Raw genomic sequence first — 15001 nt, 5'->3', positions numbered from 1 at the left:
GGCACCCGCCCTAAACCGCCTGCAATTCGCCCATCGCGCCCACTTCGACGGCGGCAAAATAGCGCGCCATGAGGTCGGTCGTGCCATCGGTCAGCGCAATATGCGCGCGCCTGCGGTCGGCGGGATCGGGAATGCGCATGAGGAGCCCGCTGTCGACCATCTGCGAGATCCAGCGCAGCGCCGTGGTCGCCGGCACACCTGCCGCAATGCACAGCGAGGTCACGCAAACCTGCGCGCGCTCCGACCGGGCAGCGGCAAGGTCGAGCAGAATGTCCCACGCCGGATCCGCAAAGAGTTCGGCATCGAAGAAACGCGCCCGCAGCTGACGCGCGCGGATCAGCTTGCGGATGACATCGCCGCGCGGCAGCTGCGGAGCATCGGCTGCGTCCACCATGACATAATGGTCACCGCTCGCTTTCCAGTCCTGTACGGGAGAGGCCAGCCGGAACGCACCGCCGCCCTCACCCTGTCCGGGAGAGAGCCCTTCCAGCCTTGCAGCCAGCTTGCTGACCTGCTCGGTCAGGCGCAGGACCATCAGCCGGTCCTCTTCCGCCAGCTCGCGAAGACGCAGGTTCGGGACATCCGCCAGCACCCTCCCGATGGCGATAACGCGCTCGGCCCGGCCGGGATCAACGAGGATCTGCGCGCCCGACATGGCAAAGCAGCCGAACACCGCGTCGAGCGCTTCCATCGTGGTGGAGACGACCAGCTGCGCCCCCGATTTCCCGCAGCGCATATCGAGCCGCGACAAAAGCGCTAGGCAGGCCGGATCGACCTCTCCGCAATCGACCAGCACGAGGTCGCCCAGCGCCCCGCTCGCCCCGCTGGCAAATTCGTCGAACCCGCAGCATTCGAGCACGCGAAATCCCGCCGCCTCGGCATCGCAGCGCATCTCGTCACGCACCCCATCACGGTCGGCGAGCACGGTCACGCTCATCTGGCATCCGGCCCCGTCATGGACGGGCTCATACGAAAAATCGGCCTGCATCCCTGCGATCTCCCCTGCGAATCAGATGGAACTAAGTGAGAACAAAAGGGGTCCTTGTCAAGATTGGAGCGACGAGGACACAGGCAATTGACGCGAGGCCGGGGCAAGAAGGCCCAATTGGCTTTCTTCACTCGCTAAGGTTGACCAAGCGCCTCGCTTTGCGCGCGAAAAGCGATTAGGGGCGCTTCCATGCATTTTCTCGACCAGGCCAAAATCTATCTCAAGTCCGGTGCGGGCGGCCCCGGCGCCGTCAGCTTCCGGCGCGAAAAGTATATCGAATACGGCGGCCCCGACGGCGGCAACGGCGGCAAGGGCGGCGATATCGTCTTCCGCGCCGTGCAGGGCCTCAACACGCTCATCGACTTCCGCTACGCGCAGCATTTCAAGGCCAAGCGCGGCATGCACGGACAGGGCAAGGACAAGACCGGTGCGGGCGCGCCCGACCTGGTGATCGATGTGCCGGTGGGCACGCAGGTCCTCTCGGAAGACAAGGAAGAGGTGCTCGCCGATTTCACCGAGGTCGGCCAGGAGATCGTCTTTCTCGAAGGCGGCATGGGTGGCCGCGGCAACGCCAGTTATAAAAGCTCCACCAACCGCGCCCCGCGCCAGCACCAGCCGGGCATTCCGGGCGAGGAAATGTGGGTCTGGTTGCGGCTGAAGCTGCTGGCCGATGTCGGCCTCCTCGGCCTGCCCAACGCGGGCAAGAGCACCTTCATCAACCAAGTGACCAACGCCAAGGCAAAGGTCGGCGACTACGCCTTCACCACCCTCGTCCCCAAGCTGGGCGTGGTGCGACACAAGGGCCGTGAATTCGTGCTGGCCGACATCCCCGGCCTGATCGCGGGCGCAGCGGAAGGCGCCGGGATCGGCGACCGCTTCCTCGGCCATATCGAGCGTTGCCGCGTGCTGATCCACCTGATCGACATCGCCGGGCAGGACCCGGCAGAGGCCTACCAGACGGTGAACGCCGAACTGGAAGCCTATGGCGCAGGCCTGTCGGATAAACCGCAGTTGGTCGCGCTCAACAAGCTCGACCTTGCCGACACGGAACTGGGCCAAGCCTTCGCCGAGGAATTGCTGGCCGCAGGCGCCGACAAGGTCTTCACCATTTCGGGCGCGACCGGCGAAGGCATTGAGGAATTGCTCGACGCGACGCTATCCTATCTGCCCGATCGCACCTCCACCGAAACGCAGGCCGAAGAGGTCGAGGACGAGGGCGACGAGCCCGACTGGTCGCCCATCTGACGCCCCATGACGGTGACGACGCTTTCCGGACTGCGTGACGCCAAGCGGCTGGTAATCAAGGTCGGCTCGGCCCTGCTCATCAGCGAAGGCAAGGCGCGCGGCGAATGGCTGGCCTCGCTGGCGCAGGAAATCGCGCGGATCGGGGCATCGGGCTCGCAGGTTATCGTGGTCTCGTCGGGCGCCATTGCCTTGGGAGCGGCCAAGCTGGGCCTTCCGAAGGGCGGTCGCGGGAGCCTTGCCGACGCGCAGGCCGCGGCGTCCGTGGGACAGGTCGAACTGGCGCGGTTGTGGTCCGAAATGCTGGGACAGCACGGCCTGATCGCGGCGCAGATGCTCGTCACGCTGGACGATCTTGAAGACCGAAGGCGCTATCTCAACGCCTCCGCCACGCTCGAACGGCTGATCGAGGCTGGCGCAATCCCCGTGGTCAATGAGAACGACAGCGTCGCGACCGAGGAAATTCGCTTCGGCGACAACGACCGGCTCGCCGCGCGGGTGGCGCAGGCGGCGCAGGCCGAAGCGGTGCTGCTGCTGTCCGATGTCGACGGTCTCTACGACCGCGATCCGAGAGAGGACGGCGCAAAACTGGTCGAGACGGTGGAAGGCGTGACGCCCGAAGTGATCGCCATGGCGACGGGCGAAAGCACCTCCGGCCTCGGCTCGGGCGGAATGCTCGCCAAGCTGCAGGCCGCCCGCATCGCCGAACGTGCGGGCATCGCGCTCGCCATCATAAACGGAACCCACCCCTCACCCATCGCCCGCGCGCTGGACGCCGGGCGCGGGACGCTGTTCCGGCCGCAGGGCGACGAAAGCGCGCGCAAGGCGTGGCTCTCCGGCCGCCTCGCGCCCGCGGGCGTGCTGACCGTTGACGAAGGCTGCACCGCGGCGCTGGCCAACGGCGCGAGCCTCCTTGCCGCCGGACTGACCGAGGTCGAGGGCGATTTTCGCCGCGGCGACCTCGTCGCCATCCACGGCGCGAAAGGCGAACGGCTGGGACAAGGCCTCGTAGAATACACAGCCGAGGAATGCCGCGCGATCCTCGGCCTGCGAGAAGACCAGCAGTCGGACAAATTGGGCTATGCCCCGCGCGCCGCCGTCGTGCACCGCGATCATATGGTGCGCGCGTGATAGTCGCACTGACCGGAGCGACCGGCTTCGTAGGCCAAGCGGTGCTCGATGCGGCCGAGCGGCAGGGTATCGAGGTTCGCGCCCTGACCCGCCGCAGCCAAGAGCAGCGCGAAGGGGTGACCTGGGTCGAGGGGAGCCTGTCGGACAGCGCCTCTCTCGAGCGCCTGTGCCAAGGCGCCGACAGCGTCATCCATGTCGCAGGCCTTACCAACACGCCCGATCCGCGCCAGTTCGACGTTGCCAATGTCGAGGGGACGACGCGGCTCATGGATGCAGCGCGCGCGGCAGGTGTCCAGCGCTTCGTCTTCATCTCTTCGCTCTCGGCGCGCGAGCCCTCGCTCTCGCTCTACGGCGCGTCCAAGGCGAAGGCGGAGGGTTTTGTCGAGACAAGCGGGTTCGACTTCACGATTGTCCGTCCGCCTGCCGTCTACGGCCCGCGCGACAAGGATATGTTCGAACTGTTCCGCTCGGCAAAATACGGCGTCGTGCCCGTCCCGCCGCGCGGCCACACCTCGATCATCCATGTCGACGATCTTGCAGAATGCCTGCTCGCGCTTGCCCCGGCGGGTGTTGCCCCGGGCGCGACGCTCGAACCCGATGACGGCAAGGCGGGTGGCTACGAGCATGGCGAACTGGCGCGGCTGATCGGCAGTGCGGTGGGCCGCAAGGTTTTCGCTCCGCACCTGCCCAAACCCATCCTCAAGCTTGCCGCCCGCGGCGACCGATTGCTGCGCGGAGATGAGGCGAAGCTCACTCCCGACCGGGTCGGCTACATGGCCCATCCCGACTGGGTCTGCCGCCCCGAACGCGCCGCGCCACCAGAGGTTTGGACACCGCGCATCTTCGGCCCGCAAGGCCTCGCCATGACCGCCCGCTGGTACGAGCGCGAGGGCTGGCTCTAAGCACGATTGCGGGGGGCGAGTGCGCGCGATAAAAGCGCTGCATGACTGCCATGACACCGCCTCCCGTGACCGGCGATTACGCCCCATGGTTCCACGCCAAGGCCCTAGACGGGGCGGACCGCTACGCCTTCCATTCGGTCGGCGGGCGCCATGTGCTGATGCTGTTCTACGGCACGGCGAGCCAGCCGGCGGCGAAAGAGGCGCTCGACCTGATGAAGGCCAACCGCGCTTTATTCGACGACGAGAACGCGATCTTCTTCGGCGTCACGGTCGACCCGTCCGATGTTGCGCAAAAGCGGATCGCGCAGGAATTGCCGGGCATTCGCCACTTCCTCGATTACGACCGCGCCGTGAGCCGGACCTATGGCGCGGCGCTGGATGACCAGCGCTACGAGCCGTTCTGGGTCCTGCTCGACCGCGAATTGCGCATCGTCGGCCGCTATCCGGTGACGGAAGGCGAGGCTGCGCTTGCCGAATTGAAGCGCCGCCTGCCGGAGGTCGAGGACAGCTGGGCGCCGGTACTGACTGTCCCCGGCGTGTTCGACGAAGCCCTGTGCAAGCACCTTATCTCGCTTTACGAAAACGATGGCGGCACGCCCTCGGGCTTCATGCGCGATGTGAACGGCAAGACCACACATATCCTCGATGATGGCTTCAAGCAGCGCCGCGATACCACCATTACCGACCCCAAGCTGATTCAGGCGCTGTCGCAGCGGATCGCTCGGCGGGTCGCCCCGGCCATCGAGCGCGCCTTCGCCTTCAAGGCGACCCGCATCGAGCGGCACATCGTCGCCTGCTACGAAGCGGGCAAGGGCCATTTCCGCCCGCACCGCGACAACACGACCTTCGGCACGGCGCATCGCCGCTTCGCCGTCACGGTCAATCTCAACGCGCATGAATACGAGGGCGGCGACCTGCGCTTTCCCGAGTTCGGCCAGCGCACCTACCGCGCGCCGACCGGCGGCGCGGTGGTCTTCTCCTGCTCGCTGCTGCACGAGGCGACACCGGTGACGAAGGGCAAGCGCTATGCCTTCCTGCCGTTCCTCTATGACGAGGAAGCGCGCGCCATCAGGGACGCCAATCTCGACAAGCTCGCCGCGCAGGAGCCGGTGGCGGCAAAATAGGCCGCGCGGTCAGTCCGCGCGCTGGCCGCCTTCGCGCGCGATCGCTTCGAACCAGCGGTCGAGCTGGTCGCTGGAGCGGATGTGGATGTCGCGCTGCGGGAAGGGGATTTCGATCCCGTTGTCCTTGAACAGCCACCACAGCTTTTTCAGCACCGCGCTGCGCACATTGCCGACGCCATCCTCCGGGTCCTTGATCCAGCAATGGATGACGAAGTTGACAGAATTGTCGCCATATTCGCTCATCCACACGGTCGGCGGCGGGGCCTTCAGGATGCGATCGCAGCTCTTGGCCGCTTCCAGCATCAGCTTTTCGGCGAGGTCCATGTCCGCCTCGTAGCTGACCCCGACCGGCACCTGCATCCGCACGTTCTTGGAGGAATAGGACCAGTTCTCGACCTGGTTGATCATCAGGTTTTCGTTCGGGATGAGATATTCGCGCTGGTCCCGCGTCGTCACCGAAACCGCGCGCACGCCGATCTTGCGGATCTGGCCGAAGCTTTCGTTGCCCGCCATGTCGGTCACCGCGATCACGTCGCCCGGCTTGATCGACTTGTCCATCAGCAGGATGATCCCGGCAATGAGGTTACCGAAGGTCTTCTGCAGGCCGAAACCGATGGCAAGGCCGAAGGCGCCGGAGAACACCGCCAGCGCGGTGAGGTCGATGCCGAGCAGGTCGATCCCGACGAAGAAGGCCGCCGCCCAGACGGCAATGGTCAGGATCTTTTCGGCCAGCAATTGCTGGGTTTCGTCGAGCTTGTTGAAACGCCGCACAATCCGGCGCGCAAGGCGGCTTACGAACCACGCCATGAACAAGACGCCGAAGACGATCACGGCCACGATCAGCACGTCGAACAGTGAAATGCGCATGTCGCCCATGCTCAGCGCGACCGCGTCGAGACCCTCGACCATCGAACCGACGGTCTCGTTCTGGCCGCTCACGGCTTCCTTGATGCCTTCCGCCGCGGCGACGCTGGTTTCTTCCGGCGCGTCTTCGGCCAGAGTCCAGGCCTGTTCGACCGGCGTCGGCTCGGCGCTGGGTGCTGTCTCGGGTGTGGTTTCGCCTTGCACGTCTATCCCTGGTCCATCGCCGCGAAGGCCTGTTCGAGATCGGCGATCAGGTCGGCCGGATCTTCCAGGCCGATGGATAGGCGAATACCGTAGCGATCCTCAACCCCCCAGCCGTCTTTCGGCCACGGCATTCTCGCTCGGACGGGCTCGACATCGAACGGCAGGGCAAGGCTTTCGAAGCCGCCCCAGCTGTAGCCGATGCCGAACAGCTTGAGCGCGTCGATCAGGCGGCAGCGCGCGGCATCGTCGCGATCCTTCAGGACAAAGCTGAAGAGTCCGCAGCCCCCGGTGAAATCGCGCTGCCACAGATCGTGGCCGATCGAACCAGGCAGCATGGGGCAAAGCACATGGGCGACCTCGCTTCGCGCTTCGAGCCACTGCGCCAAGGCCAGCGCGCTCGCCGTCTCGCGTTCGAGCCGCAGCCCCATGGTGCGCAAACCGCGAAGGGCAAGCGCGGCATCGTCGGGCGAGACGACATGGCCGAGCTGCTGCGCGGTCTGGCGCAGGCGGCGATACCAGCGCTCGCCCGCACTCGCCGCGCCCATCATCAGATCCGAATGGCCGCCGACGTGCTTGGTGAGCGCGGTGATCGCGATGTCGCACCCATGTTCGAGCGCCGGGAAGCCGAACGAGGTCGCCCAGGTGTTGTCGACAAGGCTCACTACGCCCTTTTCCCGCGCAATGTGTGCCAGCGCCGGGATGTCGCAGATTTCCATGGTGAGGCTGCCGGGGTTTTCCAGCATCACCGCCTTCGTGCGCTCGCAGAAAGCCTGTTCATAGGCTGCGTGGTCAAGCGGATCGAAGAAACGATGCTCGACGCCGAAGCGTTTCAGGATTCCCATCGCGGCACCGCGCGTCGGATCGTAGGCGTTGTCGGTGACGAGCAGCACGTCGCCAGCCTTGAGCACTGCCAAGAGCGCCCCAACCAGCGCCGCCACGCCGCTGGGATAGAGCACTGTGCCTGAGGCCCCCGGCTCCATCTCGGTCAGCGCCTCGCAGAGCGCCCATTGCGTCGGCGCGCCGCGGCGACCGTAGAAGAAGCGGCCGTCCGCATTGTCCTTCACGCCCTCACGCAGGGCCGCGCAATCGGGATAGAGATGCGTGCTCGCGCGCCAGACCGGCGGGTTCACCACGTGCTCGGCGAAGTCGCCAGATCGCCCGCCGGTGACCAGCCGCGTGACGGGCGAATGGCTCTTGTGTCCCCCCTTCGCCATGCTCAGCGTGCCTTTCCCGCTTCCTTGGGCGTCTCCGGATCGGCGCCCCATTCCAGCCAGCTGCCGTCATAAAGCGCCGCGTCGTTCCGACCGATCAGCGCCAGGCCGAAGAGCAGGACGGAAGCCGTCATGCCGCTGTTGCAGCTCGTCACGATAGGCCGGTCGAGGTCGAGCCCGGCATCTACGAATTCGGTCCGGATCGCGTCGGGCGAGCGATAGGTTCCGTCCTCGCGAAGGAGCCGCTTGTAATGCAGGTTTCGTGCGCCCGGGATGTGCCCCTCCGACTGGCTGCCCGGTCGGCCTTCAAAGCGCTCCGTATCGCGCGCATCGACCACCTGCCACTCTTTCTCGGACATATTGCCGACCATCTCGTCTTTGCTTCGCACGTCGCGGACGATCTCAGGCTCGGGCCGCGGGCGGGCGGCGTGGCCTACGATGCGGTCGGACAAAGCGCGCCCCTCCATGCGCCATTTCGCAATCCCGCCATCGAGGATCGCGACTTTGCGCTCGCCGTAGCGGGTGAGGATGGACCAGGCGCGTGCGGCGGAGGCAATGTCGCTGTCATCGTATAGAACGATGCGGCTCCCGGGTGCGATACCCAGCGCGCTCATGCGCTCGGCGAACTGCGCCGGCGTCGGCACGGCCTTGGGCACCGGGGAATCGGTATCGATGAAGCTGGCGAGATCGAGGAACCGCGCGCCGGGAATATGCCCCGCCTCGAACTCGGCCCGCGCGTTGCGGGGCGTGTCGGGCAAATGCATAGTCGCATCGACGATCACCAGATCGTCGGCGTCCAGCCGTGCGGCGAGCCATTCGGTCGAAACGAGCTTGTCCATCACCCGCTTGCTAGCGGCGCGATGCGGGGCTGTCGATTCAGTCGATCGCCCGCGCGGCAATCGGCTCGTAGCTGCGGGGGCCGTCGTCCATCGGGAAAGGCGTCACGCGGCCACCGCCGGGGATGCCCTGGCCGATGACATAGGTCTGCACCAGCGGCTCCTCGCTCGCGCCATCAAGACGCACGCGAAGGAGAGGCACGAGCAGCGCGGTCCTGCCCTGCCGGATCATCCGGGCTTGGGCGAGCGGGATGGTGATCTGGCCCTCGTGACGCACGCTCTGGCCGGGCGCGATACGCTCGAACGTGTGGCGCACCTCCAGCGGCTGGGTGGCGGTGGCCACCTGTTCCTCCACCGGAACGCCGCCATGCGCGGTGACGATATCGGCGCCCAGCGCGACTTGCGACAGCGCGTGTGTCGAACGGTTGATGAGCGAAATGCGGTAATGCAGCGTCGCGTTCATGACCGAGCGGGTGAGCTTGATGGCCTCGGCGCGGATTTGCACTTCATTGGGTGCGGCAAACCCACTGGTGCTGCCGACGATCGGGCGCTCGATCTCAGGCGGAGCCGCCGTGCTACGACGGCGCGTAGCGAAATAGCCGATGCCAAGCAGGGCCAGCAGTCCGCCCCCCAGCGCAGGCCAAAGCCACTCGGGAGTGGTAGCAGGCGCGCTTTCCTCTTCCCCGGCTGCGGGGAGGCTCGGAACAGGGACAGGCGCGTTTGTTGGCGTTTCGGACGCAAGCGGAGCCGGTACGATCGGAGCCGTCTCGCCCGGATCGAGGGGCAAGCGCTCCTCGGCTGTCGGCAAGGCGCTCGGCTGCGGGCGAGGGGTCAGGCGCGGCTGCGGAGTCGTCGTTCGGATTGCCGGTGCAGGGGTCGGCGAAGGAACCGGGGTCGGCGTCGGACTCGGCTGGGCCTGCACCGTCGCAGAGGGACGCGGAGCGGGCGTCGGCGTCGCCGTCGGCGTCGCGATCACACGCGGCGCGTTGGGCAGCGCACCGCTTTCCGTATCGACCGGTCCTTGAGCGCGCGATGTGGGCGTCGGCGTGGGGTTAGGCGGCAGCTGGAAGTCGTTGGCGCTCTGCGCGGAAAGCGCGGCGGGCGCAGCGAGGACGAGTGCGACGAGGGGGAGATGGAAACGGGTTTTCATGGGCAAAGGGGGCCTGATCGGATCGGCGCGCTGAATAGGCACTGAAGCGCCGACTTCCAAGCCCCGGCTTGCGCACGCGCGGCATTCGCGGCAGATGCGCGGCATGAGCGACACAGCCAAACCCAAGTTCCTGGGCGAGAACAGCCCCCTGCCCACCTCGCCGGACGAGGCCGAACTCGATTACGTGCCAAATCCGCGCAAGGGCCAGCTTTACATGGTGCGCTTCGCCGCGCCCGAGTTCACCTCGCTCTGCCCGGTGACCGGTCAGCCCGATTTCGCGCATCTCGTGCTCGATTACGCGCCCGGCGAGACCATCGTCGAATCGAAGAGCCTCAAGCTCTTTCTCGGCTCCTTCCGCAACCATTGCGGGTTCCACGAGGACGTGACCGTCGGCATCGGCCAGCGCCTGTTCGAGGAAATGGCACCCAAATGGCTGCGCATCGGCGGCTATTGGTACCCGCGCGGCGGCATCCCGATCGACGTGTTCTGGCAGAGCGGACCGATGCCTGAAGGCCTCTGGGTTCCCGACCAGGGCGTTTCGTCCTACCGTGGACGCGGTTGAGGAGAGGAAACACGATGATCGCGAAACTGCCCAAATACGCCCTGTGGCTGGCCCTCGCGCTGCTACTCTGGTTCGCGGTTGCTGTTTTCGGGCCCAAGTTCGGCATGGTCGACTGGAAGTTTGCACTCGGCACGATGGTGCGCAGCGCCGGGCCGATCCTGATTGCGATCACCGCTCTGGTGGCGCTCGTCGCGCTGGTGCTCGCCTTATGGAAAGGGCCGCGCGGCCAGTGGTGGAAAGCCGCGCTGGCGCTGGCCATCCCCGCGACGCTGATGGCCGGGCTGCTTTCCGTCGCCAACACCGCCTCCAGCGTGCCGCCGATCCACGATGTGGCGACCGACACGGCCAATCCGCCCAGCTTCTCCGCCGCCACCATGGCCGCGCGCCAGGAGATCGGAGCCAATCCGGTGAACGATTACGCAACGCCTCTGGGCGAGCTCGACGCGTGGAAGGACGGTATGTCCGACAGCCCGCTGGCGAGCCAGAGCCACGCGCAGATCATCGCGGAATCCTATCCGGAGCTTCAGCCGATCCCCTTCACCATGGACCGCTCGGACGCCATGGCGCAAGTTTCCGCAGCGATGAGCGACATCGGCCTTGCCGACATCCGCAGCGACGTGCAGGCCGGAACGGTCGAGGGCACGGCGGAGACCTTCGCCTTCGGCTTCAAGGACGATGTCGTCGCGCGCGTAGGTGACGGGATAATCGACCTGCGTTCGGTCAGCCGCGTGGGCCTCTCCGACCTCGGCTACAACGCGGCACGTCTGCGCGAGCTGAGCGAGGCGATCGAGGCGCGGCTGGGGGAATAAACCGCCTGGTGGAGCCGAGCGGGATCGAACCGCTGACCTCGTCATTGCGAACGACGCGCTCTCCCAACTGAGCTACGGCCCCGTTCCAGGCTGGAGACGGGATTTAGCGTCTGTCAGCCTTCAGGAAAAGCCGAAATCAGCTGCGGATTTTCCAGCCCGAGGCGAGAATGCGGTAGACCACGAAGGCGAAAACCAAGTTGAAGACGCCCAGCCCGATGGCGCTTTGCACCAGCGCCGCATTGGTGTCCCCGATGTCGCTTTGCCCGAGGAAGCCGAAGCGGAAACCGCTGATCACGTAGAAGAACGGGTTCAGCCGGCTGATGGCCTGGAAAGCGGGCGCGAGGTTGTCGATTACATAGAACGTGCCCGACAGTAGGCTGAGCGGCGCGATAACGAAATTGGACACGGCCGCGTTGTGATCGAACTTCTCCGCCCAGATAGAGGCGAGCAGGCCCATCAGCGCGAGCATGATGGCGCCCATCAGGCCGAACCATGCCACCGCCCATGGGTGCGCCAGCGAGAGGTCGACGCCGGGATAGAACAGCATGGCAAGCGCCACCGCGCCTCCGACGGCGATCGCGCGGGTCACCGCAGCGGCCACGATGCCGGTCATCAACTCGCCGGTCGAGAGCGGCGGCATCAGCAGGTCGATGATCGTGCCCTGGATCTTGCCCGACAGCAGCGAGAAGCTGGAATTGGCAAAGGCGTTCTGCATCATGCCCATCACGATCAGCCCCGGCGCGACGAAGGTGGCGAAGTTCACGCCCAGCACTTCGCGCCCTTCGCGGCCCAGCGCGACGGTGAAGATGACGAGAAACAGCAGCGTCGTGACCGCCGGAGCCCAGATCGTCTGCGTCTGGACCTTGAGAAACCGGCGAACCTCCTTAATATAGAGGCTCCATAGTCCCACGCGGTTCAGCCCGGTGATCACCGGTTCTCCGCGTTTCGGGAAACTGCCCCTCCCCTTACCCGTATTATCGGTGAAAGAGGCATCATCGCTGCCCGAATGCGTGGCGGGGACGGGTTGGACTTGATCGGCCATGGGCTCGCGCCTAGGGCCAAGCACTTCCGCTGGCAAGCGTGGCCGGTGGAGACACGAAGGATATTGATTGCGCATGAGCTGGACCGACGAACGGATCGCGACGCTGAAGAAAATGTGGGAAGGCGGCTCCACCGCCAGCCAGATCGCCGACGAGCTGGGCGGCGTCAGCCGCAACGCGGTGATCGGCAAGGCCCACCGCCTTGGCCTCAAGTCGCGCCCCTCGCCGGTGAAGGCGGCGGAAAAGAAGAAAGCCGCGCCCAAGCCCAAGCCTGCTCCCAAGCCGGTCGCAAAGAAGGCCGCGCCGCGCCCTGCGCCTACGCCGGCTCCCGCTCCGGCCAAGCCCGCTGCCAAGCCGGCGCCCTCGGCCGATGCCGCGATCCCCTCGCAGCCGCTGCCGGACAAGCGCCCCGACCTGCCCAAGATCGTCTCGGTCGGTCCGGGCGGCTTCCTGCGCCAGGGCCCGGGCGACCAGCAGCCACCGATCCCGCCCGCCCCGCCGCGCCGCCTCGTGCCGGCCAAGCCGAGCCCCGAGATCGCCGACAAGACCAGCCTGCTCGACCTGTCGGACAAGGTCTGCCGCTGGCCGATGGGCCATCCGGGTGAACCCGACTTCCATTTCTGCGGCGAGGCCGTGAACCCCGGCTTCCCCTATTGCGTCGAGCATTGCGGACGCGCCTACCAGGCCCAGCTGCCCCGCGGTGCGCGCCGTCCCCCTCCCCCCCTGCCTTTCGGCGGACCGCGCGTGCGCTGACCGCTCAATAAGTTTTTCAAAGACCCCGCCCTTCCAAACGGAGTGGCGGGGTTTTTGTGTTCGGTGCAAGAGGCGTTAAGGCCTCCCCTGGCCGACTGTTAAGTCCTGCAACCATTGGAATATTCGGGCTTCTCCCCAAATCTTTCCACGATACTTACCACGCTCCTTCACCAATATCTCAAGCCTTGAGACTAGGACGGGGCAGAATGGCCGGATCCTCGCATGGGGCGAGGAAGGCAAGCAGGGGCAGGAAATGGACTGGGCGAGCGCCGCCATGGGCGCATTCTTTGCCAGCGCGATCATCTTTGGCGGCACCGCGCTTGCGCTGCTGCCGATGATTCGGCGCGCCTTCCTGATCTGGATCGTCGCCCGCGTGACTGCCGTCGCCGTCATGGTGTGGGGCCTCACACCGGGAATGCCCACTCCCGAATTCTTGTCCCCGCAGGAACGGTTGCTAATCGGCGTGCTGGCGACCGATCTGGGGCTCGCCTTCACCGGATTGATGCTCGCCTCCTTTATCGAGGCGCGGGTTCGCGCGCGGAAAGAGCGCAAGCTGCTGCGCCGCATGCTGCCCTTCAGCCTGCTCCCGATCGCGCTCCTTCCCTCGGTCGTCTTTGCCGAGAGGCTCGACTGGCTGCACGATCTCCTCGTACTCGGCCTCCTGGCCATGCTGATTACCGGCCTGGTCGGTGCCATTCGGAAGGGCAGCCGCGCGGCGGTATTCCAGGCCTTCGCCTGGACCCCTGCCCTGGGAGTCGCCATCGCCGCGCTGCTCCATGAGCTGCTCGTGGGCGGCATGATGCCTTTCTATCTGGAAGCCATGAGCGCGGCCCTGATGGTCGAGTTCATTTTCACCGCGACCGGCGTGACCGACGGCTTCATGACAATCAAATCGGAACGCGACCGCGCGATTGCCGATATGCGCGAGGCAAAACTCGCAACTGCCCTCGACCCGCTGACGAATATCGCCAACCGCCGGGGACTGGAGCAACGTTTCGAAAGCGACGGGCCGCGCCGGCCCAAGGGCATCGCGCTGATCGATTGCGATCACTTCAAGCGGATCAACGACCAGTTCGGCCATGATGTCGGCGACAAGGTCCTGATCGCCATCGCGCAGGGGCTGGATGCCGGAAATCTCTTTGTCGCAAGGCTTGGCGGAGAAGAATTCGTCCTGCTGCTTTATGGGGAGTCGTGGCAGGAAGATGCCGAGGCCGCGCGGCGCCGCATTACGCAGGCCGTCCATGCGAATATTCCCGAAATACCCTATCCGATTACCGCCAGCGCCGGCCTTTCCGCTGTGCAATCGGGCGACACGCTGAGCACCGCCATGAAGCGCGCGGATCGGGCGCTTTACGCCGCCAAGGAAGGGGGCCGTAATCGCAGCCTGATGCTGACCGAGTTCCGGCCTGCAACCTCAGTCGGCCCGGTCGCCACTACCGGCTAGCGCTTACGCGCGAACCAGATCGTGTGGCGCGGTCCCTTGTTGTTCGGGCGCGCGCGCACGGTGCGCTCCTCCACGTCGAAGCCCGCGTCCTTCAGCCTCATGCGGAAGCGATGGTCGGGCGCGGCCGACCATACGGCCAGCACTCCGCCGGGGTTCAACGCGTCGCGCGCCTTGCCGAGGCCGGTCTTCGAATAGAGCCGCTCGTTGCCGTCGCGCACGATCCCGTCGGGGCCGTTGTCGACATCGAGCAGGATCGCGTCCCATTTTGCGCAGGTGCCATCGTTGGCGTCATCGATCAGCGCGGCGACATTGCACAGGACGACATCGCCACGAGGATCGTCGAGCGTGTCGCCTGTGAGGTGCGCCAGCGGCCCTTCCGCCCATTCGAGGATTTCCGGAACGATCTCGGCCACCACGATATCGGCCTTCGCCCCGCCCTTCTCCAGCGCCTTGCGATAGGTGAACCCCATGCCGTAGCCGCCGATGAGGACGCGAGGGGCCGAGGTGCGCAGTTCGGCCAGCGTCAGTTCGGCCAGCTGTTCCTCGCTGAACTGCATGCGCGTGCCCATCAACTCGTTTCGCCCCAGCATGATGATGAAATCGCGCCCGTGGCTGACAAGCGTCAGCGTGTCGCCTCCGGGGATCTCGGCAGTGGCAAGGGTTTCGCGCGGGAGCATGGCAGGCCTTCTCGGTAGGCGTTGAAAGGGGCGCACCCCTTAGCGCGCCACGCTCCCGCGCGCC

At 66.1% G+C, this 15001-nt stretch carries 15 protein-coding genes and 1 tRNA gene; 8 read left to right on the top strand and 8 right to left on the bottom strand.

The genetic code is table 11. The features are described from left to right. Positions 1 to 10: 10 nt before the first annotated feature. Positions 11 to 988 carry a helix-turn-helix domain-containing protein gene (locus K3148_RS09155; RefSeq protein ID WP_221424518.1) on the bottom strand — a complete coding sequence of 326 codons (978 nt, stop codon included), beginning with the start codon at positions 986 to 988 and terminating at the stop codon, positions 11 to 13. 189 nt (positions 989 to 1177) lie between these two features. On the opposite strand from K3148_RS09155, the gene obgE reads away from it, so the two are divergent. From obgE to K3148_RS09135, 4 genes are read left to right on the top strand one after another with little or no spacing between them, the layout of a single operon-like run. Beyond that, positions 1178 to 2233 carry a GTPase ObgE gene (obgE, locus tag K3148_RS09150; protein ID WP_221424517.1) on the top strand — a complete coding sequence of 352 codons (1056 nt, stop codon included), beginning with the start codon at positions 1178 to 1180 and terminating at the stop codon, positions 2231 to 2233. 6 nt (positions 2234 to 2239) lie between these two features. After that, positions 2240 to 3361, top strand: coding sequence for a glutamate 5-kinase (gene proB, locus K3148_RS09145; RefSeq protein WP_221424516.1), 1122 nt, complete (start codon positions 2240 to 2242; stop codon positions 3359 to 3361). Further along, positions 3358 to 4263 carry an NAD-dependent epimerase/dehydratase family protein gene (locus K3148_RS09140; RefSeq protein ID WP_247711536.1) on the top strand — a complete coding sequence of 302 codons (906 nt, stop codon included), beginning with the start codon at positions 3358 to 3360 and terminating at the stop codon, positions 4261 to 4263. Before proB ends, K3148_RS09140 begins: the two co-directional genes overlap by 4 nt. Positions 4264 to 4304: 41 nt before the next feature. Next, entirely contained in the window at positions 4305 to 5387 is a 1083-nt protein-coding gene (locus K3148_RS09135; protein ID WP_221424514.1) for a 2OG-Fe(II) oxygenase, read from the top strand. Between the two features lie 9 nt (positions 5388 to 5396). Here K3148_RS09135 and K3148_RS09130 read toward each other — a convergent pair whose 3' ends face one another. The 4 genes from K3148_RS09130 to K3148_RS09115 are packed head-to-tail and all read right to left on the bottom strand — an operon-like array spanning position 5397 to position 9652. After that, positions 5397 to 6455: a mechanosensitive ion channel family protein gene (locus K3148_RS09130; protein WP_221424513.1), complete on the bottom strand. Its 1059-nt coding sequence runs from the start codon at positions 6453 to 6455 to the stop codon at positions 5397 to 5399. A gap of 2 nt (positions 6456 to 6457) precedes the next feature. Then, positions 6458 to 7669: a cystathionine beta-lyase gene (gene metC / locus K3148_RS09125; protein ID WP_221424512.1), complete on the bottom strand. Its 1212-nt coding sequence runs from the start codon at positions 7667 to 7669 to the stop codon at positions 6458 to 6460. Positions 7670 to 7671: 2 nt separating this feature from the next. Next, entirely contained in the window at positions 7672 to 8505 is an 834-nt protein-coding gene (locus K3148_RS09120) for a sulfurtransferase (protein ID WP_221424511.1), read from the bottom strand. A 37-nt stretch (positions 8506 to 8542) separates the two neighbouring features. Further along, positions 8543 to 9652 carry a hypothetical protein gene (locus K3148_RS09115; protein WP_221424510.1) on the bottom strand — a complete coding sequence of 370 codons (1110 nt, stop codon included), beginning with the start codon at positions 9650 to 9652 and terminating at the stop codon, positions 8543 to 8545. Positions 9653 to 9755: 103 nt separating this feature from the next. Between K3148_RS09115 and queF the strand changes: the two genes are divergently transcribed. Further along, positions 9756 to 10214 (top strand): preQ(1) synthase, encoded by a 459-nt coding sequence (gene queF / locus K3148_RS09110; protein ID WP_221424509.1) that lies wholly within the window; start codon positions 9756 to 9758, stop codon positions 10212 to 10214. A gap of 14 nt (positions 10215 to 10228) precedes the next feature. Continuing rightward, positions 10229 to 11023: a DUF1499 domain-containing protein gene (locus K3148_RS09105; RefSeq protein WP_221424508.1), complete on the top strand. Its 795-nt coding sequence runs from the start codon at positions 10229 to 10231 to the stop codon at positions 11021 to 11023. Positions 11024 to 11029: 6 nt separating this feature from the next. Here the strand turns inward: K3148_RS09105 and K3148_RS09100 are convergent. Then, a tRNA-Ala gene (locus tag K3148_RS09100) sits at positions 11030 to 11105 on the bottom strand. Positions 11106 to 11159: 54 nt separating this feature from the next. Further along, the gene (locus K3148_RS09095; protein ID WP_247711535.1) at positions 11160 to 12065 is read right to left on the bottom strand and encodes an ABC transporter permease; all 906 of its coding nucleotides are present in this window, start codon (positions 12063 to 12065) and stop codon (positions 11160 to 11162) included. Between the two features lie 73 nt (positions 12066 to 12138). On the opposite strand from K3148_RS09095, the gene K3148_RS09090 reads away from it, so the two are divergent. Both K3148_RS09090 and K3148_RS09085 read left to right on the top strand, forming a co-directional pair. Then, positions 12139 to 12816: a GcrA family cell cycle regulator gene (locus K3148_RS09090; protein WP_221424507.1), complete on the top strand. Its 678-nt coding sequence runs from the start codon at positions 12139 to 12141 to the stop codon at positions 12814 to 12816. A 253-nt stretch (positions 12817 to 13069) separates the two neighbouring features. Continuing rightward, positions 13070 to 14260 (top strand): GGDEF domain-containing protein, encoded by a 1191-nt coding sequence (locus tag K3148_RS09085; RefSeq protein WP_221424506.1) that lies wholly within the window; start codon positions 13070 to 13072, stop codon positions 14258 to 14260. On the opposite strand, the gene K3148_RS09080 is transcribed toward K3148_RS09085, so the two are convergent. Beyond that, complete coding sequence (locus K3148_RS09080) at positions 14257 to 14937, bottom strand: spermidine synthase family protein (protein ID WP_221424505.1); 681 nt, start codon at positions 14935 to 14937, stop codon at positions 14257 to 14259. The two genes, K3148_RS09085 and K3148_RS09080, sit on opposite strands and share 4 nt — an antisense overlap. Between the last annotated feature and the right edge of the window lie 64 nt (positions 14938 to 15001).

The organism is Qipengyuania aurantiaca (assembly GCF_019711375.1).
In the GTDB taxonomy this organism is placed as follows: Bacteria; Pseudomonadota; Alphaproteobacteria; order Sphingomonadales; family Sphingomonadaceae; genus Qipengyuania; species Qipengyuania aurantiaca.
Note: the sequence above shows the minus strand (reverse complement) of the source record. Positions and strands in the feature narration are given on the sequence as shown.

Bases quoted from the DNA above. Each gene is read 5' to 3' on its own strand.
- K3148_RS09155 (WP_221424518.1), bottom strand. From the start codon at position 988: ATGCAGGCCGATTTTTCGTATGAGCCCGTCCATGACGGGGCCGGATGC.
- K3148_RS09105 (WP_221424508.1), top strand. From the start codon at position 10,229: ATGATCGCGAAACTGCCCAAATACGCCCTGTGGCTGGCCCTCGCGCTG.
- proB (WP_221424516.1), top strand. From the start codon at position 2,240: ATGACGGTGACGACGCTTTCCGGACTGCGTGACGCCAAGCGGCTGGTA.
- K3148_RS09080 (WP_221424505.1), bottom strand. From the start codon at position 14,937: ATGCTCCCGCGCGAAACCCTTGCCACTGCCGAGATCCCCGGAGGCGAC.
- K3148_RS09095 (WP_247711535.1), bottom strand. From the start codon at position 12,065: ATGGCCGATCAAGTCCAACCCGTCCCCGCCACGCATTCGGGCAGCGAT.
- metC (WP_221424512.1), bottom strand. From the start codon at position 7,669: ATGGCGAAGGGGGGACACAAGAGCCATTCGCCCGTCACGCGGCTGGTC.
- K3148_RS09090 (WP_221424507.1), top strand. From the start codon at position 12,139: ATGAGCTGGACCGACGAACGGATCGCGACGCTGAAGAAAATGTGGGAA.
- K3148_RS09115 (WP_221424510.1), bottom strand. From the start codon at position 9,652: ATGAAAACCCGTTTCCATCTCCCCCTCGTCGCACTCGTCCTCGCTGCG.
- K3148_RS09085 (WP_221424506.1), top strand. From the start codon at position 13,070: ATGGACTGGGCGAGCGCCGCCATGGGCGCATTCTTTGCCAGCGCGATC.
- queF (WP_221424509.1), top strand. From the start codon at position 9,756: ATGAGCGACACAGCCAAACCCAAGTTCCTGGGCGAGAACAGCCCCCTG.
- K3148_RS09120 (WP_221424511.1), bottom strand. From the start codon at position 8,505: ATGGACAAGCTCGTTTCGACCGAATGGCTCGCCGCACGGCTGGACGCC.
- K3148_RS09135 (WP_221424514.1), top strand. From the start codon at position 4,305: ATGACTGCCATGACACCGCCTCCCGTGACCGGCGATTACGCCCCATGG.
- obgE (WP_221424517.1), top strand. From the start codon at position 1,178: ATGCATTTTCTCGACCAGGCCAAAATCTATCTCAAGTCCGGTGCGGGC.